The organism is Mesorhizobium sp. WSM4837 (assembly GCF_055811435.1).
In genome coordinates this window covers 1-21,287 of the sequence record NZ_JBVVQE010000085.1, presented here as the reverse complement: position 1 = coordinate 21,287, position 21,287 = coordinate 1, and the positions used below count along the sequence as shown (strand labels likewise).

Sequence of the window (21,287 nt, the reverse complement as noted above, 5' to 3'; positions counted from 1 at the left end):
GCCTCGAAAATCAGGCCGCCGCCTCGGTCGCTACGATCGTCGGCTTCGACCGGAAGTTCAACCGGTCGGAACCAGCGGTGACCTTGACGGTCGAACTGTCGAGGATGTCGCCGAGCAGGATCTTCTCCGCCAGCGGATCCTGCAGTTCCTTCTGCATCACCCGCTTCAACGGTCGCGCGCCATAGGCCGGATCGTAGCCCTTGGCGGCCAGCCAGCCGATCGCCTCCTGATCCAGCGAAAGCGTGATCTTGCGATCGACGAGCAGACTTTCCAGCCGCTTGAGCTGGATCTCGACGATGCGGCCCATATCCTGGCGGCGCAGCCGGTGGAACAGGATCACCTCGTCGACGCGGTTGAGGAACTCCGGCCGGAACGACGCCCTGACGACTCCCATCACCTCGTCGCGGACGACATCGACGTCTTGGTTCTCGCCGAGACTGACCAGATATTCGGCGCCGAGGTTCGACGTCATGATGATCAGCGTGTTGCGGAAATCGACCGTGCGGCCCTGACCGTCGGTCAGGCGGCCATCATCGAGCACCTGCAGCAGCACGTTGAACACGTCCGGATGCGCTTTCTCGATCTCGTCGAACAGCACGACCTGGTAGGGGCGGCGCCGCACCGCTTCGGTCAACGCGCCGCCCTCCTCATAGCCGACGTAGCCGGGAGGCGCGCCGATCAGCCGGGCGACCGAGTGCTTCTCCATGAACTCCGACATGTCGATGCGCACCATGGCGCTCTCGTCGTCGAACAGGAAGCTGGCAAGCGCCTTGGTCAGTTCGGTCTTGCCGACGCCCGTCGGTCCGAGGAACATGAACGAACCGATCGGCCGGTTCGGATCCTGCAGGCCGGCGCGGGCACGGCGAACCGCTTTCGACACGGCCTGCACCGCCTCGCCCTGGCCTACGACACGCTTGCCGATTTCGTCTTCCATGCGCAGCAGCTTGTCACGCTCGCCTTGCAGCATCTTGTCGACCGGAATGCCGGTCCAGCGCGACACGATGTGGGCGACGTGATCGGGGGTGACCACCTCTTCGACCATGCCGACCTTGCCGTCTTGCGCCTCGGCCTGTGTCAGCTTCTTTTCGAGCTCCGGAATCTTGCCATAGGCAAGCTCGCCGGCGCGCTGGAATTCACCTTTGCGCTGGGCGATGGCGAGCTCGTTGCGCGCCTCGTCGAGCTGTTTCTTCAGGTCGGCGGCGAGCCCGAGCTTCTGCTTTTCGGCCTGCCACTTCGAGGTCAGTTCGGTCGATTCCTCTTCCAGGGCGGAAAGATCCTTTTCGAGCCGGGCGAGCCGGTCCTTCGACGCGTCGTCCTTCTCGACCTTCAGCGCCTCACGCTCGATCTTGAGCTGCATGATGCGGCGGTCGATCTCGTCCAGCGCTTCGGGCTTCGAATCGACCTGCATCCGCAGCCGCGACGCGGCCTCGTCGACAAGGTCGATCGCCTTGTCCGGCAGGAAGCGGTCGGCGATGTAGCGGTTGGACAGCGACGCTGCCGCGACCAGCGCCGAATCCGAGATGCGCACTTTGTGGTGCTGCTCGTACTTCTCCTTCAGGCCGCGCAGGATGGAGACCGTGTCCTCCACTGTTGGCTCATTGACGAAGACCGGCTGGAAGCGGCGGGCAAGGGCGGCGTCCTTCTCGACATGCTTGCGGTATTCGTCGAGCGTCGTCGCGCCGACGCAGTGGAGTTCGCCGCGTGCCAACGCCGGTTTCAACAGGTTCGATGCATCCATGGCGCCATCCGCCTTGCCGGCGCCGACCAGCGTGTGCATCTCATCAATGAACAGGATGATGCCGCCGGCCGCAGCGGTGACTTCCGAAAGAACCGCCTTCAGCCGCTCCTCGAATTCGCCGCGATATTTGGCGCCGGCGATCAGCGATCCCATATCGAGCGCCATCAACTGCTTGTCCTTGAGCGATTCCGGTACATCGCCATTGACGATGCGCAACGCCAGCCCTTCGGCGATCGCCGTCTTGCCGACGCCTGGTTCACCGATCAGCACCGGATTGTTCTTGGTGCGGCGCGACAGCACCTGGATGGTGCGGCGGATCTCGTCGTCGCGGCCGATGACCGGGTCGAGCTTGCCGGCGCGACCGTCGGCGGTGAGATCGCGCGCGTACTTCTTAAGCGCATCATAGCCCTGCTCGGCGCTCGCCGAATCGGCGGTGCGACCCTTGCGGACGTCGTTGATCACCTGGTTCAGCGCCTGTGGCGTCACGCCGGCCTTGGTCAGGATGTCGGCGGTCTTGGCGGATTTTTCGACCGCCAGCGCCGTCAGCAGCCGCTCGACCGTGACGAAGCTGTCGCCGGCCTTCTTTGCCAGTTCCTCGGCGGTCGAGAACACTTTGGCCAGCGGTTGCGCCAGATAGAGCTGGCCGTTGCCGCCCTCCACCTTGGGCATTGCCTCAAGTGCCGTCTCGACGCCCAGCTTGACGTCGCGGACGCTGCCGCCGGCGCGCTCGATCAACGACGGTGCCAGGCCCTCGTCGTCGTCGACGAGCACTTTCAATATGTGTTCGGGGGTGAACTGCTGGTGGTTGCGCGAGAGCGCCAGGGTCTGCGCCGACTGGATGAAGCCGCGCACGCGCTCGGAATATTTTTCAAGGTTCATATCTGTCTCCTTCCGTCACCGGCCCGCTTTGCGGCACCGGATCAGATTGCGGTGACGGACCCGCCCGTTCGAGCCGGGTCCTGTTCACGCGAGATATGGGGCGCAATCCACGGACCCTCAAGACGTCCCGATAACGGCGGACTCATAATATTTCCCGGGGGGCGCACATACAAAAACGGCGGAGATTTCTCTCCGCCGTCCAGGAATGTCTGGGCTTTGCTCGATCAGTTGTTGACGTCGACGATGGTGGGCTCGCCACCGGCGTCTTCCGCCGGAGCAGCATTCACGTTACCGCCGCCAGCATTGTCGTTACCGCCATCCACCTGATCAGCCACCTGATCAGCATTGACGCGCGGACGGCGCGGACGCCTGGGGCGGCGGGCAGCGCCGCTTTCGGCGGCGGCTTCGTTCATCTCGGCCTGGGCAGCCAGAGCCGCTGGCGAAAAGCTTTCGAACTGCGGCGCGGGTTCGGCCACAGAAACAGGCTCGTTCGGAGACACAGCTTCCACCTGCACGGGGGTTTCGTTCTGAACCGGTCTCTCGTTGCGCCGGTTCTGATCACCGCGCTGTCCGCCCTGCTCGCCGCGCGCACCAAATTCGCCGCGCTGGCCGTTCTGGCCGTAGCCGCCATTGGGGCGACGGTCGCGATGGCGGTTGTCTCGCCCGCCGGCATCGCGCCCACTGGCATCACGCCCACTGGCATCACGATTGTCACGGCCGTTTTCCTGGTTGAACGTCAATTCGGCCGGCGTGCCGTCGATGACCGGCTGCGGGCCTGCACCGTGGTTGACCACCGGAGCCGCAGTCTCGCCGACATTGCTGTTGCCGGCATTGTCGAACTCGTCGCGATCTTCGTCGCCGTCATCGTCGAAATCGTCGCGGTTCTGCTGAGCGCTCTGGATCGGCAGCTGCGCCTGCGCGGCAGCGATGATGCGATTGTAGTGCTCGGCGTGCTGGAGATAGTTTTCCGCCATCACCCGGTCGCCGGAGCTTTGCGCGTCACGGGCAAGGGTTGCGTATTTTTCGGCAATCTGCTGAGCCGATCCGCGGATCTTCACGTCCGGACCGTTGCTCTCGTAATTGCGCGTCAGGGGATTTGGACCCTTGCGGTTGTTGTTATTGTTGTTGCCGCCGCCATTGTTGTTGCGACCGCGCATGCGCCTGTTCTGCTGTTGTGGCCTCATTCGACTCTCTTCATTTTGAAATTTTCGAAAACTTTTTCACGAACGGAGGCGCTCATGCAGCCAGCCGTTTCGTCTCTTCACCGGCGTTCGCCCGCATCGATTGCGTTGGCGCCACGTGTCATCCTGTTCCGGTTACATCACTTGCCGGACGATTCCCGCACGAAGCTTGGGCGTCGTTTGCGCAAGAAGGCAGCTATTTCCAAGGAAACCGAATCGCTAAGAGCACTGCCTGCTTCGTCTCATCCGGTTAAGCGACCCTAGCCGCATTCCCCGGCATTGCCAAGCGCTTTTTTTGCACTGCATCACGGCTTTGTCAGTTCAAAGATCAGAACCCTCTCGTTTCCGCCAAAGTCGCGGAATACCCCCGCCGGCATATAGCCGGCTGCGGAGAATATGCCCGTGACCTCTTTACGTTGGGTGTGGCCGATCTCGACCGCAATCCTGCCCTCGGCTTCCAAAAAACCTGCCGCCTCGGCGGCGATAATCCTGTAGGAACTCAGACCGTCCACGCCGCCATCGAGGGCTTGGCGCGGATCGAAATCGCGGACTTCGCCCTGCAGATTTTCGATGTCTATGGACGCTATATAGGGCGGGTTGGCGGCAATTACATGGTATCGGCCAAAAACTTTTTCGAACCAGTCGGATTTGAGCACCTGGAACCGATCGGCCAACCCCAATTCCCCGGCATTGCGCATGGCGGTCACCAGCGCGCCTTGCGAAATATCGACCCCGGTGGCGACCGCCGCCGGAACGGCGCTGAGCAGCGCCAGCGCGATGGCGCCGGTGCCGGTGCCGAGATCAAGGATGCGGCACTCGCCCTGCCGTCCCGCTGTCGCCTTCACGAAGGGCAGCACCGCTTCGACCAGCGTTTCGGTGTCCGGTCGCGGCTCCAGCGTTTCCGGTGACAGCGACAGGCGCAAGCCATAGAACTCGCGATGGCCGAGGATGCGATGCACCGGCTCACCGGCGACCCGCCGCCTCAAGGCTGCATCGATCGCGGCAATCGCGCCGGCGTCGACACCGCATTCGGGATCGGCGATGGCTTGTGTGCGGGTCGTACCGGAAAAATGTTCGACGATCAGCCTCGCATCCAGCGCCGGATCGGCGACTGCGGCCGCAGCAAGGCGTGCCCGCGCCGCTTTCAGCAGCAGCCCTAGTGTGGTGGATTTGAGGTTCCTGCTATTTGTTGGCATCAGCGTCCAGGGACCTCAAATCCACCACCTAGATACCAGCAATCTGCTGGTGTGATTTTGAATCCGAAATTCGTCATTGCGCTGCCCCAACGTGATACGAATTTCGAATTCAAAGCCACACCGGCCTACTGGGCAGAGTGTCAGCCATCGAGGCCGATATCGGCGAGCAGCTTCGACTGGTGATCGGCGATCAGCGCGTCGATGATCTCGTCGAGTTCGCCCATCATCACCCGGTCGAGCTTATAGAGCGTCAGATTGATGCGATGGTCGGTGACGCGGCCCTGCGGGAAATTATAGGTGCGGATGCGCTCCGAGCGATCGCCCGAACCGACCTGCGATTTGCGCGATTCGGAGCGTTCCTCGTCAGCCTTGCTGCGCTCGAGGTCGTAAAGCCTGGCGCGCAGGATCTGCATGGCTTTGGCCCGGTTCTGGTGCTGCGACTTCTCCGCCTGTACGACCATGATGCCGGTCGGCAGATGGGTGATGCGCACTGCCGAATCGGTGGTATTGACGTGCTGGCCGCCCGAACCCGAGGCGCGCATCGTATCGATGCGGATGTCTTCGGCCCTGATGTCGATGTCGACCTCTTCCGCTTCAGGCAGCACGGCAACCGTCGCCGCCGAGGTGTGGATGCGCCCGCCGGCCTCGGTCGCCGGCACGCGCTGCACACGATGCACACCGGACTCGAATTTCAGATGGGCAAAGACCCCCTTGCCCGAAATCGTGGCGATGATTTCCTTGTAGCCGCCGACCTCGCCCTCGCTGGCCGACGCCGTCTCGAAACGCCAGCCGCGTCCCGCGGCATAGCGTTCGTACATGCGAAACAGGTCGCCGGCAAAGAGAGCCGCCTCGTCGCCGCCGGTGCCGGCGCGGATTTCGAGGATGGCATTCTTGTCGTCGGCGGCATCCTTGGGCAGAAGCAGGATCTGGATGTCCTTCTGCAGCGCTTCGATGCGTTCCTTGACCTCCGGCAGATCGGCCTCGGCCAGTGCCCGCATTTCGGCATCGGTGCTTTTGTCGGCGAGCATCGCCTGCAGGTCGGCCTGTTCATGCTCGGCGGTGCGCAGCGCCCTGATCTTAGCCACCATCTCCTGCATGTCGGCATATTCCGACGCCATCTTGACATAGGCGTCCGCCGCCGGCCCGGCCGACATTTGCGCTTCGAGCATGTCGAAACGCTTGACGACTTGGTCCATGCGGTCGCGGGGCAGGTTGATCATGGCGAAAGTCTATAGCGGAATGGAGCGGTCGTCGGCAAAGGCCTGCAGCAGCGCCCGCATCGGCAACCCCTGGGCCGGCGCCATGAGATTGTCGTCGAAGAACGCTTCCAGCTCGGCCAGCGGCAGTTCCGTCAGCATCGCCTTGACCGGACCGATCGAGGCCGGCGACATCGAGATCGATCGGTAGCCAAGGCCGATCAGCGCCATCGCCGAGATCGGCTTGCCGGCCAGCTCGCCGCACAAGGTCACCGGGGTTTGATTGCGCACCCCGGCGTCGGCAATCTGCTTCAGCGCGCGCAGGAACGGCGTCGACAGCACATCGAAGCGGTCGGCCAGCTGCGTGTTGCCGCGATCGACCGCCATGACGAACTGGAACAGATCGTTCGAGCCGACCGAGACGAAATCGACGGCCTTCATCAGCTCATCGAGCTGGAACAGCAGCGAAGGCACTTCCAGCATGGCCCCGAGCTTCAGGCTGGTCGGCAGATGATGGGCAAAACGCGACAGATGCCGCACTTCGCGATCGACGATTTCGCGCGCCTGGGCGATCTCGCCGAGCTCCGTCACCATCGGCAGCATCAGCTTCAGTTCACGCCCGCCGCATGCCTTCAAAAGCGCTCGGATCTGGGTACGCAACAGGCCCGGCCGGTCGAGCGTCAGGCGGATGGCGCGCCAGCCGAGCGCCGGGTTCTCTTCCTGGATCGTGTCCTTGAAGTAGGGCAGCACCTTGTCGCCGCCGATATCGATGGTGCGGAATGTCACCGGCTTGCCGCGCGCCGCGTCGAGCACGTCACGGTAGAGTCGTTCCTGGGCTTCCGCCCGCGGAAAGGTCGAGGCGACCATGAACTGCAGCTCGGTGCGGAACAGGCCGATACCGGCGGCGCCGGCCTCGGCAAGCTGCGGCAGATCGACGGCCAGGCCCGCATTCATCAAAAGGTCGACCTGGACGCCGTCCTTGGTCATCGACGGCTTCTTGCGCAGCTCGCGATAGACCTCCTGCCGCCGCGCCCGGAAGCGGACCTTTTCGGCATAGGCGGCTTCGAGGTCCGGCTGGGGGCGCAGGTGGATGGCGCCTTCTTCGCCGTCGACAATGATGGCGTCGCCGTTTTCCGCCATGGAAACGGCGCCCTTCATCTGGCCCGCAACCGGTATGCCCATGGCCCGCGCCACGATAACGACGTGGCTGGTCGCTGCGCCGTCCTCCAGCACCAGCCCGCGCAGCTTGTCTCTGGGATAATCGAGCAGTTCGGCGGCCCCCATCGAGCGGGCGACGATGATGGCGTCCTTCGGCAGCGAGACCGCGACATCGTCCGGCCCGCGCCCCATCAGCTGGCGCAGCAGCCGGTTGGCGAGATCGTCGAAATCGCTCATCCGCTCGCGCAGATAAGGATCGGTCATGTGCAGCATGCGGGCACGCATGTCGCTCTGCACTTTTTCCACCGCCGCTTCCGCCGTCAGGCCGTTGCGTACCGCCTCTTCCAACCGGCGCACCCAGCCGCTGTCGTTGGCGAACATGCGATAGGCTTCGAGCACCTGGCGGTGCTCGCCCTCGAAGGCGACTTCGCGGCGTTCCAGCATGTCGTCGATGGAGAGCCGGAGCGAACCGAGCGACGCATCGAGCCGCTTGATCTCTTCATCGCTGTCCTCGTTGAACAGATTGGTGACGACGATGCGCGGCTCATGCAGCACGACATGGCCAAGTCCGACGCCCTCGTTGAAGGACAGGCCGGTAAAGCTCACCGGGCGGCGCAGATCGAGTTCGAGGCCGGGCCGGGTCAGCCGGGCAAGGTCGCCGGTGGCGATCATCTCGGCGATCACCATCGCCGTCGTTTCCAGCGCCTCGACTTCGTCGTCGCGATAGTGGCGCATGGTCTTGTTCTGGACGACCAGCACACCGAGCGTGCGCCCCGCCCTGAGCACCGGCACGCCGAGGAAGGAATTGTAGATCTCCTCCCCCGTCTCCGGCAGGTAGGCGAAGGCTGGATGTTCCTGCGCGTTGGAGAGATTGAGCGGCCGTGCCGAGGCCGCGATCGTGCCGACGAGGCCTTCCCCCAGCCTGAGCTGCGCCAAATGGACGGCCTTCGGATTCAGGCCCTCGGTGGCATAGAGTTCGAGCACCGAATCGGCGCGCAGCACGTAGAGCGAGCACACTTCAGCGACCATATTGGCGGCGATGTCGCGCACGATGCGGTCGAGCCGCTCCTGCGGCTCCAGCGGCTCCTGCATGAGCTCGCGGAGCCGTTTCAGCAAAACGCGCGGGCCACTGGCCGTATCACGCATCGCGGCTTGTTCTCCAATGGACATTATGCCCGCCGCAGTTTCTCCCGCGGCCGGCGCTCACGCAACAACTCAAATAGAGCGGCGTCGGTCCAATTGGACCCACAAAGGACGCTCCAAGACTTCGAACTGCTGCATCGTGCTTTCCGAAGATCGACCTCCGATTTCCGGACCGAGCAGTCTGCTACTGCTTATCCAGACCGTAGATGGAATGCAAAGTGCGAACAGCAAGTTCTGTGTAGGGACCGTCGATCAGGATCGAAATCTTGATCTCGGATGTCGTGATCGCACGGATGTTGATCGATTTGTCGGCCAGCGCCTTGAAGGCGGTGGCGGCGACGCCGGCATGGCTCCTCATGCCGATGCCGATGACCGAGACTTTCGACATGCCGGCTTCCGACTGCACGACGTCATAGCCGATCGTGGTCTTCAGCCGCTCGAGCACGGCAAGCGCCTTGTCGACATCGCCGGACGGCACGGTGAAGGTCATGTCGGTGAACTTGCCGTCCTCGGAAATGTTCTGGACGATCATGTCGACATTGATGTTGGCTTCGGCCAGCGGCCCGAAAATGCCGGCGGCGACGCCGGGCCGGTCACCGACACGGCGCAACGAAATCTGCGCTTCGTCCTTGGCGTAGGCAATTCCGGTGACGACCTGCTGTTCCACGATCTCTTCCTCGTCGCAAATAAGCGTTCCGGGCGGATTGAGCAAATCCCCCATTCCCGGCGCGTCGGGATCGTCGAACGACGACCGCACGAAAGTACGCACCCTATGCACCATGGCAAGCTCGACCGAGCGTACCTGCAGGACCTTGGCGCCGAGCGAGGCCATTTCAAGCATTTCCTCGAAGGAAATCTTGGCCAGCCGCCGCGCCTTCGGCTCGATGCGCGGGTCGGTGGTGTAGACCCCGTCGACGTCGGTGTAGATGTCGCAGCGGTCTGCCTTGACCGCCGCCGCGATGGCGACGGCACTGGTGTCGGAGCCGCCGCGGCCGAGCGTCGCGATTCGGTTGTCCGGGCCGATGCCCTGGAAGCCGGCGACCACCGCCACCTGGCCCTCGCCGAAGCGCTTGATCAGGAACGCGCCGTCGATGTCGAGAATGCGCGCCGCGCCATGCGCATTGTCGGTCTTGATCGGGATCTGCCAGCCTTGCCAGGAACGGGCATGGACGCCCATGTTCTGCAGCGCGATCGCCAGCAGGCCGGCAGTCACCTGCTCGCCGGAGGCAACGACGGCGTCATATTCGCGGGCATCGTGCATCGGCGAGGCTTCGCGCGTCCACTGCACGAGCTCGTTGGTCTTGCCGGCCATCGCCGAGACGACCACCGCGACCTCATGGCCGGCATCGACCTCGCGTTTGACATGGCGCGCCACATTGCGGATGCGGACGATGTCGGCGACGGAGGTTCCGCCGAATTTCATCACGATGCGCGCCATGGAAGCGAAATGCCTTTGACTGGGTGCCGAAACGGCGGCCGAAAAACGGAAACGGAGCGTCGGGCTGGGCCAGCCGCTGAATTTGCGGCCTCCTTAGCCAAATGCTTTGGGTTTCGCAAGGCGTGCCTCCGCTTGCCCCCCCTGCTTGCCCCCTTAGGCGACGAAGGCGACATACGAGCGCAACGCGCCTACCCGAACGCCTGTCGCAGAGGCGCAGCCGGCAACAGCCGAAATTTGCTGCCTTGACATTCGCCGGCTCTCGACCGACTTCCTAGCGCACCAGAGCGCGATCAGCAAAAGTGGTATCCGGTTTTGCGCCCGATCGCGCTCTGAATTTTTGAGTCTGCGGGAGACCACGATGCCAGAACCCCGACGATCGACGATCGATGCCGGAGAAGTGGAGCGTTTTTCCGCTCTTGCCGCCGAATGGTGGAATCCGAACGGCAAATTCCGCCCGCTGCACAAGTTCAATCCGATCCGGCTTGCCTATATACGCGACCAGGTGGCGGGGCGCTTCGGCCGCGACCCGCGCGCGGCGCGGCCGTTCGAGGGCCTGCGCATCCTCGACATCGGCTGCGGCGGCGGGCTGTTGTGCGAACCGATGGCGCGGCTTGGCGCCGAAGTGGTCGGCGCCGACGCATCCGCCACCAACATCGAAGTGGCCAGGCTGCATGCGGCGGAGGTCGGCGTGACGGTGGATTACCGTGCCACGACAGCAGAGGACCTGGCTGACGCCGGTGAGAAATTCGACGTCATCCTCAACATGGAAGTGGTCGAGCATGTTGCCGACATCGACCTGTTCGTGGCCAAATGCGGCGAGATGCTCAAGCCCGGCGGCATCATGGTCGTCGCCACCATCAACCGCACGCTGAAGGCGCTCGGTCTGGCCATTATCGGCGCCGAATATGTGCTGCGCTGGTTGCCGCGCGGCACCCACCAGTTCGGCAAGCTGGTGCGGCCAGACGAGTTGGAAAAGGCGCTTGCCGGCGCTGGCCTGACCATCATCGACCGCACCGGCGTCACCTACAATCCGCTCGCCGACCGCTGGCAGCGTTCGAAGGACATGGACGTCAACTACATGGTTCTGGCAGAGAAGGCACCCGCCTGAACTTTCTCACGACGCCTTCTCACGCCGCCACCTTCTCACCCGTCTGACTTTGCGTCTTCGGGGCGATCTGGCTTTGCGCCTTGGTGGTGATGAACACGCCGGCGACAATGATGGCAGCGCCGGCCCAGGTCAGCAATTGATAGTGCTCGCCGAGAAACATCGTCCCGGCAGACAATCCGACCGCCGCCGCGACATAGCCGATCTGGCTGAGATAGACCGGGCCGCCGACCGCCTGCAGCCGGAAGAAGAAAGCGAACATCGCCGCGGCTGATGCGACCTGCCCGACGACGACCAGCGGCGCGCCGGCGAGCAGGGCGAGCGAACCGCCGCCCTGCAGCGTGAAGATGCCGCAAACAAGCAGCGCGGCCGATGCCAGATGGCTGCCGACGGCAAGCTCGATCGGTCCGGTCCCTAGCGGCCAGTCGACCGTGCGGTAGATATTGCCGGCGGCAAGGCTGACCGGAATGAGCAGCCCCGCCGCCACCCAGAAAAATTCGGCCGGCTGGCCAGCCTCGCCGCGCGTCACCGCCACCATGACAGCACCAACGAAGCCGACGGCAATGCCGACGATACCAAGCAGATTGGGACGCCGGACGCCGAGCAGGATCGAAAACACCAGTGTGACCACCGGCGACAGCGTGAACATGATACCGGTGTAGCCGGCGCCGAGATGCGGAATGGTCGAGAACATCAACAGATTGGGAAAGGCGTAGGACACCGCTGCGGTGACGAAGAAATAGCGCAGCCTGTGCGGGGTGAGCCGGATGCGCTGCCCGCGCAGCAGCAGGACGCACAAAAGCACGCCGCCGGCGCCGAGCGAGATGACGAGGGCCCAGACCATGGCCGAAACACCGGCCGCCGTAGCGATCTTGCCGAACGGCAGCGTCAGGCCGAGCAGGCCGCCGGTGACGAGCAAAAGACCGAGCGCTGAATCCCAGAGAAATTTCATAACGAACCTTATTGTCCTTGCGGCTCTTTTGTCTTGAGGTAAGATAATGCAAACATTCTTAACGTCAAGATATTTAACGGTGAGATAGATGGATCGCGCCGCGAAGGCGATCGAGCAGTGGAAACGAGAGCGGCCGGATCTGGATGTTTCTCCGATGGCCGTGCTTGGACGGTTGAGCGAAGCCTCGTCGCTGATTGCACGAGAGCACCTCGCTCCGCTGTTTGCGCGTTTCGGGCTGCAATCCGGGGAATTCGATGTGCTGGCGACGCTGCGCCGTTCCGGATCACCTTACGCGCTGACGCCCACTGCCCTCTATGAGGCGACGATGGTGACGTCGGGCGCCATGACCAACCGGCTCGACCGGCTTGAGAAAACCGGATTGATCAAACGCGGGCCGCATCCCAACGACCGGCGCGGGGTTGTCGTGCAACTGACCGATAAAGGTCTGGCATTGGTCGATGAGGCTGTCGCCGCTCACGTCGCCAACGAACACGAGATACTTTCCGGGCTGACGCGCGCCGAACAGGACACACTCGCTGGCCTGCTTGAGAAGTTGATAGGGAGCGTCAGCCGGGGGTGAAGATCAGGCGGTTGGTGCCGATCCGTGCGACGTTTCCGCAGGAGGTCGCGATCCTCGACCTCCTGTTGTCGCAGGGCATCGATATCAACGCACAGGACAAGGCGGGGCAGACGGTTCTTCACATCGCAGCGCCCGATGCCATTGACGCCGCCTCGATCGAACTTCTTCTAAAACGCGGTGCCGAGAAGTCGCATGCGGGCAACGCCAGCTATGCGGCAGCCTTTGCCACCATGTCCGGATGTTGGCCGATCACCCGCACATAGGCGGCGGATTTTGCGACTGTCGCGAAAACCCCGATTAAAGCGACAGTTTCGCGCCCGATTCGCATAATCCGGTTTGCGACATGGTCCAAGGACCGCAACGGGTCGAAGCGTAATCCCGTCCCGGTACCAACCGTCACACCAGTCTATCAGTTACGATCCTCCGGGAATGCCGGCACCGGCATGAATTCGACGCCGTCCTCGGCCAGGCTCTTGGCCTCCTCCAGCGTCGCCTCGCCATAGATGCCGCGCGGATCGCTCTCGCCGAAATGGATCTTGCGCGCCTCCTCGGCAAACTTGTCGCCGACATAGTCGGCGTTCTCGCGCACCTTCTCGGCCATCGCCTTCAATTGCGCCAACGCCTGCTTCTGGGCCTCGCCCATGGCGAGCGCGATCTTTTCTCGGCTGCGCCCGGTGGAGACGGCCGGCGCCATCAACGCCTTCTCGACCTTGTGCGAGCCGCAGGTCGGGCAATCGACGAAGCCACGCTTATTCTGGGTGTCGAAATCGTCGTTGCTGCGAAACCAGCCTTCGAATTCATGCTCGTGGTCACAGATCAGTGAAAAGCGAATCAAGACGCCGCACCCCTGAGACTTTGCGCCTCGACCGGAGTGGCGTTCACGGCGAAGTCGCGTGAATTTTTCAGATTCGGGATCTTCTTGCGCGCGGCGGCCGACTGCGCCGGCTCGATCTCGGCGACGATCACCGCCGGTTCGTCATGTGACGCTTCGGCGACGATACGGCCCCAAGGATCGACGATCAGCGAATGGCCATAGGTCTCGCGGCCGTCCTCGTGCAGGCCGCCTTGCGCCGCGGCAACGACATAGGCGCCGTTCTCGATGGCGCGCGCCCGCAGCAGCACGTGCCAGTGCGCCTCGCCGGTCTGGCGGGTGAAAGCGGCGGGCACCGAAAGCAGGTCGGCGCCGGCCATCGCCTCGGCGCGGAACAGTTGCGGAAAGCGCAAATCGTAACAGACGGCGAAACCCAGCTTGGCCCCATCGATCCCAGCGCCGCTGATCTCGGTGATGACGGCCTCGGCGCCTGGTTCGTAGGCGGCGGATTCGCGCCAGCTTTCGCCATTGTCGAGGTCGACGTCGAACATGTGGATCTTGTCGTAGGTGGCAATGGTGGCGCCATCCGGCCCGAACAGAAGCGCGCGGTTGGCGAGCTTGCCGTCAGCGCGCAGGATGGCGGTCGAGCCGATATGCAGGAAGACGCCAAGGTCTTTAGCCAGCTTTCGCGCGGTCGAAGCGATGATGTCCTTGTCCTCGGACGTGAAGGCGGCGGCCCGCGCCTGGCTGTCGCGGATCAGCGCACCGGTCATTTCCGGTGACTGGATATAGGTCGCACCCTGGCCAGCGGCCTCGCGCACCAGCCTCTCCAGATCGACCGCGTTGCGCTCGGGGCTGGTACCCGATCGCATCTGGATCGCCGCCGCCTTGAAAGCACCCATCGTCATGTCCTCAATTCGTCGAGCCATTGGCGAGCAGACGGTCCAGCCGACCCTCTGCCTCCAGTTCATGGAGATCGTCACAGCCGCCGACATGTGTGTCGCCGATGAATATCTGCGGAAAGGTCGAACGGCCATTCGCGCGGGAAATCATTTCCCGGCGCAGTTCCGGCGAGAAGGAGGCGTCATGCTCGGTGTAGGCGACACCCTTGCGCTCGAGCAGCCGCTTGGCCGCCACGCAATAGCCGCACATCATCCGTGTATAGATCGTCACGTCGACCATCGGTCAGCAATCCTGCCTTTTCCCAATCTATATAGTCGCGGACTCGTCGGCCCGAAAGTCCCCCGGCAGCACGCGCGCAAAGGTCAGCACGTCGACGGTCCCGGCACCGCCCTTCTTCAGCGCCTTGGCGACGGCGCGGACAGTGGCGCCGGTGGTACAGACATCGTCGATCAGGAGCACCCGGCGGCCGGCGATCTCGATCTCGGCCTCCTCCGGCACTCTGAAGGCGGCACGCACATTTTCTTCGCGTTCCCGTCGCTCCAGCCCGACCTGCTGGCGGGTGAGTTTGACGCGCCTGACCGCGGAGGGCGCGAAAGGCAGGCCGCCAAGCTGCGATACCGCCCTTGCCAGTTCCGCCGACTGGTTGAACTGACGCCTGAAAAAGCGCCGCCAGTGCAGCGGCACCGGCACGACCACATCGGCTTCCGCGATCAGTTCGGCACCGGCGCGCAGCATCCAGCGCGCCATCCACGGCGCCAGATCGGTGCGGTCCTGGTATTTCAGCCCTTGCACCATCTGGCGGGCGACCCCTGAGTAAGCGACCGCGGCCCGTGCCCGCTCGAAGGGCGGCGGGTCGGCGATCGCCTCGGCCGACAGGAACCCCTCGCCCATATGATGGGTGAATGGCGTGCCCATCACCGGGCACCATGGCCGCTCCAGAAGCCTGAGTTTCGGCCAGCAGGCGCCGCACAGCACGCCGGGCTGCGAGACATGCCGTCGGCAACCGGCGCAAACCGGCGGAAACAGGATGCGCGCCGGCCAGTCCAACGCCTTTCGAGCGACACTCTTGATATCCGGCATTGGATCGGCCACGTGGTTCTTTCTCCGCCACCCTATATCAGAGTGCGGAAACCAGGAACTGTCAGTTGCAACCTATAGTCGATACTTCTCTCTGGCTGGCGCACAAGCGCCGGGCCCTCGCCAGCCCGGCTGCCGGCGCGGACTTCCTGATGCGGCGGGCGGCCGAGGAACTCGCCGACCGGCTGGGCGCAGTGGAACGCAAATTCGACAGGGCGGCCGTCCTGTTTTGCCAGACGCCGGCGGCAGTCGACGTGCTCGCGACAAGCGGCAAGGTGGCGGACATCGTGCGCGTCGAGGCGGATGCGGCTTTCCTGGGCGACGGGGCGGGGGGCGATGCCGCAGGACTGGTGGCGCCGTTGGAGACCGTGCCATTCGAGCCGGAATGCCTCGACCTCGCGGTGTCGCTTTTGTCGCTTCAGGCAATGAACGACATTCCCGGCATGCTGGTGCAGATCCGCCGCGCACTGAAGCCGGACGGTCTTTTCCTAGGCGCTTTTGCCGGCGCCGGCACGCTTTCCGAGCTGCGCGAATGCCTGCTCGCCGCCGAGACCGAGTTTTACGGCGGCGCCAGCCCGCGCGTCATCCCGTTCACCGACGTGCGCGACGCCGGCGCGCTTTTGCAACGCGCTGGTCTGGCCTTGCCCGTCGCCGACGTCGAGACGGTGACGGTGCGCTACGATTCCCTGTTCGGCCTGATGGCGGACCTGCGGGCGATGGGCGAGACCAGCGCGCTCATCGACCGCAGCAGGCGACCGGCCACACGAAAGCTGTTTGCCCGCGCCGCCGAAATCTATGCCGAACGATTTTCGGATGCCGATGGCCGCGTCAGGGCGAGTTTTCCGATCGTTTGGATGTCAGGCTGGGCGCCCGACGCCTCGCAGCAAAAACCGCTGAAGCCGGGCTCGGCAAAACTGTCGCTGAAGACAATCCTGGAAAATCCCGGCCGGCGCTGACCGGTTTATTATGGACGCGGCTGGTCGGTTACTGCGCGAAAGCCTTCACAAGCTTGCTGGCATTGTCGCTGAACAGCCACGTGATTGCGTCGGCGACCTTGCCGACGCCGCCTACGATGGTAAGCGACAGCACGGCCACGATCAGCCCATATTCGACAGCCGTCGCGCCGGTCTTGTCTTCCCAAAATCGTTGCACCAATGTTTTCATGGCCCTCGATCCCGCTTGCCGGAACCCTAGCGCGGACCTGTTAAGAAAGGTTAATGACACAGGCTTAACAGGCGATGAAAGCACCGCTTTGGCCGGTGTCAGCAGTCGCCGCTGCGCTGGCCATTGTCGCGTATCACGCAGATCGAAGTGGGCAGCGGCTGCAGCACGCTCCTGCGCAGCGTGTAGGTATCACGACGGCCGGTCGAGCCCGTGCTTCCAATCGAACCCGTGCTTTCAACCGACCCTGTGCTCATCCTGTCGAGGCCGCCGGCAAAATCGTCGCGGGCTGATCGCGTCCGGTTGTCGAGCAAGGGCGTGGCGATCAGGGCCAGCGCCACCGCGGCCGAGCCGAACAAAAGCGTGATCCGCAATATTCCCATGCCGGCAGCCCTAAAGCTGCGGTCGGGTCGGATCGAATCCCAGTCCCTGTCGAGGCTCATGCAACCGCCCTCCGGCGAAGGCCTGGACACGACCTTCCTTCGATTTCTGCCGTCATTTTTTCACGGCCAGATAAATCTTCCATTAACGTTGTCTATGTCTCGGAGGGCAAAATCACAGAAGATCGATGAGGAACTGGATCAGCGGCGCGTCGGCCGGCGGCATCGGAAAATCGCGCATCTGGCGCGGCCGCACCCATTTCAGCACCTGCCCCTCCTTCGGCTGCGCGATGCCGCGGAAGCGACGGCAGACGAACAGCGGCATCAGCAGGTGAAAATCATCGTAGGAATGGCTGGCGAAGGTGAACGGCGCCAGGCAGGGAATATCGGTTTCGATGCCGATCTCCTCGTACAATTCGCGGATGAGGCATTCTTCCGGCGTCTCGCCGGGCTCGACCTTGCCGCCCGGAAACTCCCACAGGCCGGCCAGTTGCTTGCCTTCGGGGCGCTGCGCCAGAAGCACGCGGCCGTCGGTATCGACCAGCGCGCAGGCTGCGACCAGGAGCAGGCGCTTGCCGACAGGGTGCGGGCCGGTCATGCGCCGGGCGGCCGGCGATAATGGTAACGATAGACTTCGTCGAACCCGAGCGAACGATAAAGCGCCAGCGCCGGCGCGTTGTCGGCCTCGACCTGCAGCCAGGCTTCCCCGGCGCCGCGCAGCCGTGCCCATTTCAGCGCCGACAGGATGATGTGCCCCCCATGGCCCTGGTTGCGCACCGATTTGTCGGTGGCGATCTCGAACAGCCCGGCAAGATCGCCGTCATGGACGCAGATCAGCGTCGCCAGCGGCTCGGTGCCGTCTTCGAGCGCGAACAGCCCGGCTTCCGGCTGGATGGCGCCGATGATCTCCGACAGGCCCGGCCGCAGAGACACATCCGAGCCGCTTACCTTGAGCGCCGCGCCGATGAAGCGGCTGATGTCCTTCAGCGGGATCTGGTCCATGGCGGCATCGAGCTGGGCGTCCGCCAGCGGCAGCCGCATCACCAGCGATTCGTCGAATGTGCTCCAGCCCTCGCTGTCGAGATGTTTGGCAAGGATCGGCCCCGACAGCGGCGATATGCGGAAGGTCAGCGGCCGGCCATAGGCGTCGAAACGGCGGCTGGCGCGGCCGATGCGATCGGCAATGTGCTGGATGTCGCCCGGATCGAGCGGGTTGACGGAATTCAGCCGCTTGGCCGGATGGCCCGCCGTCAGCCGCACCACCCAGGTGCCGTCATAATGCACGGCCGCCGCCGGCCAGGCGCGAAAGCCGGCCGCCTCGTAGCGGCGCACGATGGCAAGCACGCTTGCCGAATGTCTGGAAACCAACGCCATCAACTCCGATAATCGCCGTTGATGGCGACATACTCCTTGGTGAGGTCGCAAGTCCACACCGTCGCCTTGCCGCGGCCGATGCCGATATCGGCACGGATGCGGATCTCGTCGCGCTTCATGTAGGCCGACGTCGCCTCCTCGGAGTAGGCGGCGTCGCGCTCGCCCTGATGCGCCAGCCTGATGTCGCCGAACCAGATCGACAGCAGGTCGCGGTCGGCCGGTTCGCCGGCCTTGCCGACGGCCATGACGACGCGGCCCCAATTGGCGTCTTCGCCGGCGACCGCCGTCTTGACCAGCGGCGAATTGGCGATCGACAGCGCGATGCGCTTGGCCGAGCGGGCCGATTTCGCGCCGGTGACGGTGACCTCGACCTGTTTTCGCGCGCCCTCGCCGTCGCGCACCACTTGCAGTGCCAGCGCTTTCAGCACCTTGCCGAGCGCGCGGCGGAAGGCGCCGAGGCGCGCATCGCCGGCATTCGTGATATCAGGCGCGCCGCGTCGGGCGGCCGTGCCGGTGGCGAACATCAGCAGCGTGTCGCTGGTCGAGGTGTCGCTGTCGACGGTGACCGCATTGAACGTCATGGCGGTGCCGCGCGACAAAAGATCCTGCAGCACGGGGGCTGCGATCGGCGCGTCGGTGGCGATGAAGGAGAGCATCGTTGCCATGTCGGGCGCGATCATGCCGGCGCCCTTGGCAATGCCGTTGATGGTGACGTCGGCGTCGCCGAGTTTTACCGTCGCGGTCGCCAGTTTCGGATAGGTGTCGGTGGTCATGATCGCCTTGGCGGCTTCGGTCCACAGGTCCGGCCTGCCGTCCTTGACCAGTCCGGCGAGCAAATGGCCGAACTTGCCGGCATCCAGCGGCTCGCCGATGACGCCGGTCGAGGCCAGAAACACCTCGTCCGGCGTGCAGCCCGCAGCCTTGGCCGCAGCTTCGCCGGTCATTACCGTGGAGGCTCGGCCCTTACTGCCGGTGAAGGCATTGGCATTGCCGGAATTGACGACCAGGACGCGCGCCTTGCCGGCGCAAAGATTCTGCCGGCAGAAATCGACCGGCGCCGACGGGCATTTCGACTTGGTGAACACGCCGGCGACCGTGGTGCCGGCATCGAAGACCATGGTCAGCAGGTCGGTGCGGTTCTTGTACTTTATCCCGGCCTCGGCTGTGGCGATGCGGACGCCCTCGATGTCAGGCATTTTGGGATATTTCTTCGGCGCAAGCGGCGAAATCGTGGCTGACATGAAGACCTCGGGCGGGAAAAACGCAACGGGAACGCCGGTTTGCCCGATAGCGGGCGCCGGCGCAAGGGCGTTTGATGGTTGGGCACATGCCCTTTCTCATCGAAACGAAACGCTCAGTTGCGCGAAACGGACCGTTTCGTTTCGTCGAGAGAGCGTGTACGATCTGCCGACGAAAAAGCATCGAAGGAAAACAGGATGGGGCTGGATCGGGGGCGCAGGTCGATCGGCGCGCGGCGCAACCCCGACAGCGCCGACGCCATTCTCGACGCCGCCGAGGCAGTTCTGGTCGAGGCCGGTTATTCCGGCTTCTCGATCGAAGCGGTGGCGCGGCGGGCGCGTGCGGGAAAGCCGACAATCTATCGCTGGTGGCCGAGCAAGGCCGCCTTGCTGTTCGACGTCTATCAGCGGCTAAAGCGCGTCGACTATCCCGATACTGGCAACCTCGAGGACGATCTCGTCGGCTTCCTCAAAAGCCTCTTCTCGCACTGGCGCGAAACATCGTCAGGCAGCATCTTCAGATCGCTGATCGCCGAGGCGCAGTCGGACGCGACCGTGGCCGCCGTGCTTGCCGAATACACCAAAGGACGCCATGCCCATTCCGGCCAGATGATCGAACGCGCCAAGGCAAGAGGCGAAGTCGCGGCCGACGTCGATTCCACGCTCGTCGCCGACCTGGTCGCCTCGTTTGCCTGGACGCATCTTTTGACCAATCGCCTCGACGAAGACGAAACGACGCTGCGCAAGGCGGTTGGCTATCTGTTGAAGGGCATAGCTCCACCGGGGAACTCGCCGCCGGCGATCCGGCAGCGTTCAAGGCGTCGACGCATCGTAGGATAGGGCGATCTCGGCGCCGCGCTTCCCTTCTCCCCTTGTTGTGGGAGAAGGGAAGAACCGACTGCCCTAGCCTCGCCCTCGCCTACTTCGTGTTTTCCAGCGCGTCGACCGTCTTCTTCAGCTTCTCGTCCGGGATCTCGACCTTGGCCTGGGCGCGCAGCGACTTGACCAGCGCGATGTATTTGTCGCGGATGACTGCCTGACGGGCCTGATCCTTGACCTGGTCGAAGGCCGGCGGCTGCTTGGCGCGCTTGTCCTCGACCTGAATGACGTGCCAGCCGAACTGCGACTGCACCGGCTGCTCGGTGTACTTGCCGACCGCCAGCGCGAACACCGCCTTGTCGAATTCCGGCACCATCTGACCGGGTCCGAACCAGCCGAGATCGCCGCCGCTGGTCTTGCCGCTCGGATCGCTGGTGTGCTCGTTGGCGAGTTTCTGGAAATCGGCGCCGCCATCGAGCTGCTTGATGATCGCATCGGCCGCTTCCTTCGTCTTCACGAGGATGTGACGGGCATGGACCTCGTTGGCCGGCGGCGTGTTGGCGATTTCCTGGTCGTAGCGGGCGCGAACCTCGGCATCGGTGATCTTGCCGACGACATCCTTCTCGACCATTTCGCCATGCAGGGCGCGCTGCTGCAGGAACGCCATGCGGCGCTGGAAGTCGGGATCCTTGTCGAGGCCGGTGGTGACCGCCTGGGCGGCCATGACCTTGATTTCGATCGCTGCCGAAAGGGCTGCGGCGCGGCGCTGTTCGGGCGGCATCTGCGCGAACTGCTGCGACAACTCGCCTTCGGCAAGCGCAAGATCTGCCTCGGTCAGCGACTGGCCGTTGATCGTGGCGACCACGGCGTTCGGATCGACCGGCGCGGCCGGCTGGGCGGGGGGGGGTGGGTGGTCTTGTGACCAGAAATCTATTTAACCCCCGCCCCTGCGGGGGCC

At 64.0% G+C, this 21,287-nt stretch carries 21 protein-coding genes and 1 pseudogene; 5 read left to right on the top strand and 17 right to left on the bottom strand.

The window, feature by feature from the left end:
- Positions 1 to 10: 10 nt before the first annotated feature.
- From clpB to AC0L3D_RS31880, 6 genes are all read right to left on the bottom strand, one after another.
- Positions 11 to 2,617 carry an ATP-dependent chaperone ClpB gene (gene clpB / locus AC0L3D_RS31905; protein ID WP_473647030.1) on the bottom strand — a complete coding sequence of 869 codons (2,607 nt, stop codon included), beginning with the start codon at positions 2,615 to 2,617 and terminating at the stop codon, positions 11 to 13.
- Between the two features lie 224 nt (positions 2,618 to 2,841).
- Positions 2,842 to 3,801, bottom strand: a complete 960-nt coding sequence (locus tag AC0L3D_RS31900; RefSeq protein ID WP_473630118.1) for a DUF4167 domain-containing protein — start codon at positions 3,799 to 3,801, stop codon at positions 2,842 to 2,844.
- A gap of 302 nt (positions 3,802 to 4,103) precedes the next feature.
- The gene (prmC, locus tag AC0L3D_RS31895; RefSeq protein ID WP_473630117.1) at positions 4,104 to 4,994 is read right to left on the bottom strand and encodes a peptide chain release factor N(5)-glutamine methyltransferase; all 891 of its coding nucleotides are present in this window, start codon (positions 4,992 to 4,994) and stop codon (positions 4,104 to 4,106) included.
- Between the two features lie 140 nt (positions 4,995 to 5,134).
- Positions 5,135 to 6,214: a peptide chain release factor 1 gene (gene prfA / locus AC0L3D_RS31890; RefSeq protein WP_473630116.1), complete on the bottom strand. Its 1,080-nt coding sequence runs from the start codon at positions 6,212 to 6,214 to the stop codon at positions 5,135 to 5,137.
- Between the two features lie 9 nt (positions 6,215 to 6,223).
- A complete protein-coding gene (ptsP, locus tag AC0L3D_RS31885) occupies positions 6,224 to 8,494 on the bottom strand; it encodes a phosphoenolpyruvate--protein phosphotransferase (protein ID WP_473630115.1) in 2,271 nt (756 codons plus the stop codon).
- Positions 8,495 to 8,675: 181 nt separating this feature from the next.
- A complete protein-coding gene (locus AC0L3D_RS31880; protein ID WP_023797301.1) occupies positions 8,676 to 9,929 on the bottom strand; it encodes an aspartate kinase in 1,254 nt (417 codons plus the stop codon).
- Between the two features lie 358 nt (positions 9,930 to 10,287).
- Between AC0L3D_RS31880 and ubiG the strand changes: the two genes are divergently transcribed.
- Positions 10,288 to 11,037, top strand: a complete 750-nt coding sequence (gene ubiG, locus AC0L3D_RS31875; RefSeq protein WP_473630114.1) for a bifunctional 2-polyprenyl-6-hydroxyphenol methylase/3-demethylubiquinol 3-O-methyltransferase UbiG — start codon at positions 10,288 to 10,290, stop codon at positions 11,035 to 11,037.
- 19 nt (positions 11,038 to 11,056) lie between these two features.
- Here the strand turns inward: ubiG and AC0L3D_RS31870 are convergent, their stop codons facing one another.
- On the bottom strand, positions 11,057 to 11,986 hold the full coding sequence (locus tag AC0L3D_RS31870) for a DMT family transporter (protein WP_287286337.1): 930 nt from the start codon (positions 11,984 to 11,986) through the stop codon (positions 11,057 to 11,059).
- An 88-nt stretch (positions 11,987 to 12,074) separates the two neighbouring features.
- Here AC0L3D_RS31870 and AC0L3D_RS31865 point away from each other — a divergent pair, with 88 nt between their 5' ends.
- Complete coding sequence (locus AC0L3D_RS31865; RefSeq protein WP_287245796.1) at positions 12,075 to 12,566, top strand: MarR family winged helix-turn-helix transcriptional regulator; 492 nt, start codon at positions 12,075 to 12,077, stop codon at positions 12,564 to 12,566.
- A complete protein-coding gene (locus tag AC0L3D_RS31860) occupies positions 12,563 to 12,829 on the top strand; it encodes an ankyrin repeat domain-containing protein (protein WP_473482546.1) in 267 nt (88 codons plus the stop codon). The genes AC0L3D_RS31865 and AC0L3D_RS31860 overlap by 4 nt, the downstream gene beginning before the upstream one ends.
- 146 nt (positions 12,830 to 12,975) lie before the next feature.
- Here AC0L3D_RS31860 and AC0L3D_RS31855 read toward each other — a convergent pair whose 3' ends face one another.
- The 4 genes from AC0L3D_RS31855 to AC0L3D_RS31840 are packed head-to-tail and all read right to left on the bottom strand — an operon-like array spanning position 12,976 to position 15,372.
- Positions 12,976 to 13,401 (bottom strand): DUF1178 family protein, encoded by a 426-nt coding sequence (locus AC0L3D_RS31855; protein ID WP_473630113.1) that lies wholly within the window; start codon positions 13,399 to 13,401, stop codon positions 12,976 to 12,978.
- On the bottom strand, positions 13,398 to 14,279 hold the full coding sequence (locus AC0L3D_RS31850; RefSeq protein ID WP_473630112.1) for a carbon-nitrogen hydrolase family protein: 882 nt from the start codon (positions 14,277 to 14,279) through the stop codon (positions 13,398 to 13,400). Before AC0L3D_RS31850 ends, AC0L3D_RS31855 begins: the two co-directional genes overlap by 4 nt.
- 10 nt (positions 14,280 to 14,289) lie before the next feature.
- Positions 14,290 to 14,559: a glutaredoxin 3 gene (grxC, locus tag AC0L3D_RS31845; protein WP_027153348.1), complete on the bottom strand. Its 270-nt coding sequence runs from the start codon at positions 14,557 to 14,559 to the stop codon at positions 14,290 to 14,292.
- A 27-nt stretch (positions 14,560 to 14,586) separates the two neighbouring features.
- The gene (locus AC0L3D_RS31840) at positions 14,587 to 15,372 is read right to left on the bottom strand and encodes a ComF family protein (protein ID WP_473647028.1); all 786 of its coding nucleotides are present in this window, start codon (positions 15,370 to 15,372) and stop codon (positions 14,587 to 14,589) included.
- 53 nt (positions 15,373 to 15,425) lie between these two features.
- Here AC0L3D_RS31840 and AC0L3D_RS31835 point away from each other — a divergent pair, with 53 nt between their 5' ends.
- Positions 15,426 to 16,313, top strand: coding sequence for a methyltransferase domain-containing protein (locus tag AC0L3D_RS31835; RefSeq protein ID WP_473630094.1), 888 nt, complete (start codon positions 15,426 to 15,428; stop codon positions 16,311 to 16,313).
- A 28-nt stretch (positions 16,314 to 16,341) separates the two neighbouring features.
- On the opposite strand, the gene AC0L3D_RS31830 is transcribed toward AC0L3D_RS31835, so the two are convergent.
- From AC0L3D_RS31830 to argJ, 5 genes are all read right to left on the bottom strand, one after another.
- Positions 16,342 to 16,521, bottom strand: coding sequence for a Flp family type IVb pilin (locus tag AC0L3D_RS31830; RefSeq protein WP_473630093.1), 180 nt, complete (start codon positions 16,519 to 16,521; stop codon positions 16,342 to 16,344).
- Positions 16,522 to 16,619: 98 nt separating this feature from the next.
- Positions 16,620 to 16,961 carry a hypothetical protein gene (locus tag AC0L3D_RS31825; RefSeq protein ID WP_023797289.1) on the bottom strand — a complete coding sequence of 114 codons (342 nt, stop codon included), beginning with the start codon at positions 16,959 to 16,961 and terminating at the stop codon, positions 16,620 to 16,622.
- A gap of 112 nt (positions 16,962 to 17,073) precedes the next feature.
- Entirely contained in the window at positions 17,074 to 17,496 is a 423-nt protein-coding gene (locus AC0L3D_RS31820; protein ID WP_023797288.1) for a (deoxy)nucleoside triphosphate pyrophosphohydrolase, read from the bottom strand.
- Positions 17,493 to 18,272, bottom strand: a complete 780-nt coding sequence (locus tag AC0L3D_RS31815) for a GNAT family N-acetyltransferase (RefSeq protein WP_473630092.1) — start codon at positions 18,270 to 18,272, stop codon at positions 17,493 to 17,495. Before AC0L3D_RS31815 ends, AC0L3D_RS31820 begins: the two co-directional genes overlap by 4 nt.
- A complete protein-coding gene (gene argJ / locus AC0L3D_RS31810; protein ID WP_473630091.1) occupies positions 18,272 to 19,513 on the bottom strand; it encodes a bifunctional glutamate N-acetyltransferase/amino-acid acetyltransferase ArgJ in 1,242 nt (413 codons plus the stop codon). Before argJ ends, AC0L3D_RS31815 begins: the two co-directional genes overlap by 1 nt.
- 195 nt (positions 19,514 to 19,708) lie before the next feature.
- Here argJ and AC0L3D_RS31805 point away from each other — a divergent pair, with 195 nt between their 5' ends.
- Positions 19,709 to 20,350 carry a TetR/AcrR family transcriptional regulator gene (locus tag AC0L3D_RS31805; RefSeq protein ID WP_051505619.1) on the top strand — a complete coding sequence of 214 codons (642 nt, stop codon included), beginning with the start codon at positions 19,709 to 19,711 and terminating at the stop codon, positions 20,348 to 20,350.
- Between the two features lie 79 nt (positions 20,351 to 20,429).
- Here the strand turns inward: AC0L3D_RS31805 and AC0L3D_RS31800 are convergent.
- Positions 20,430 to 21,239 (bottom strand): annotated as a pseudogene (locus tag AC0L3D_RS31800) (peptidylprolyl isomerase); the annotation flags it as partial.
- Positions 21,240 to 21,287 lie beyond the last annotated feature (48 nt).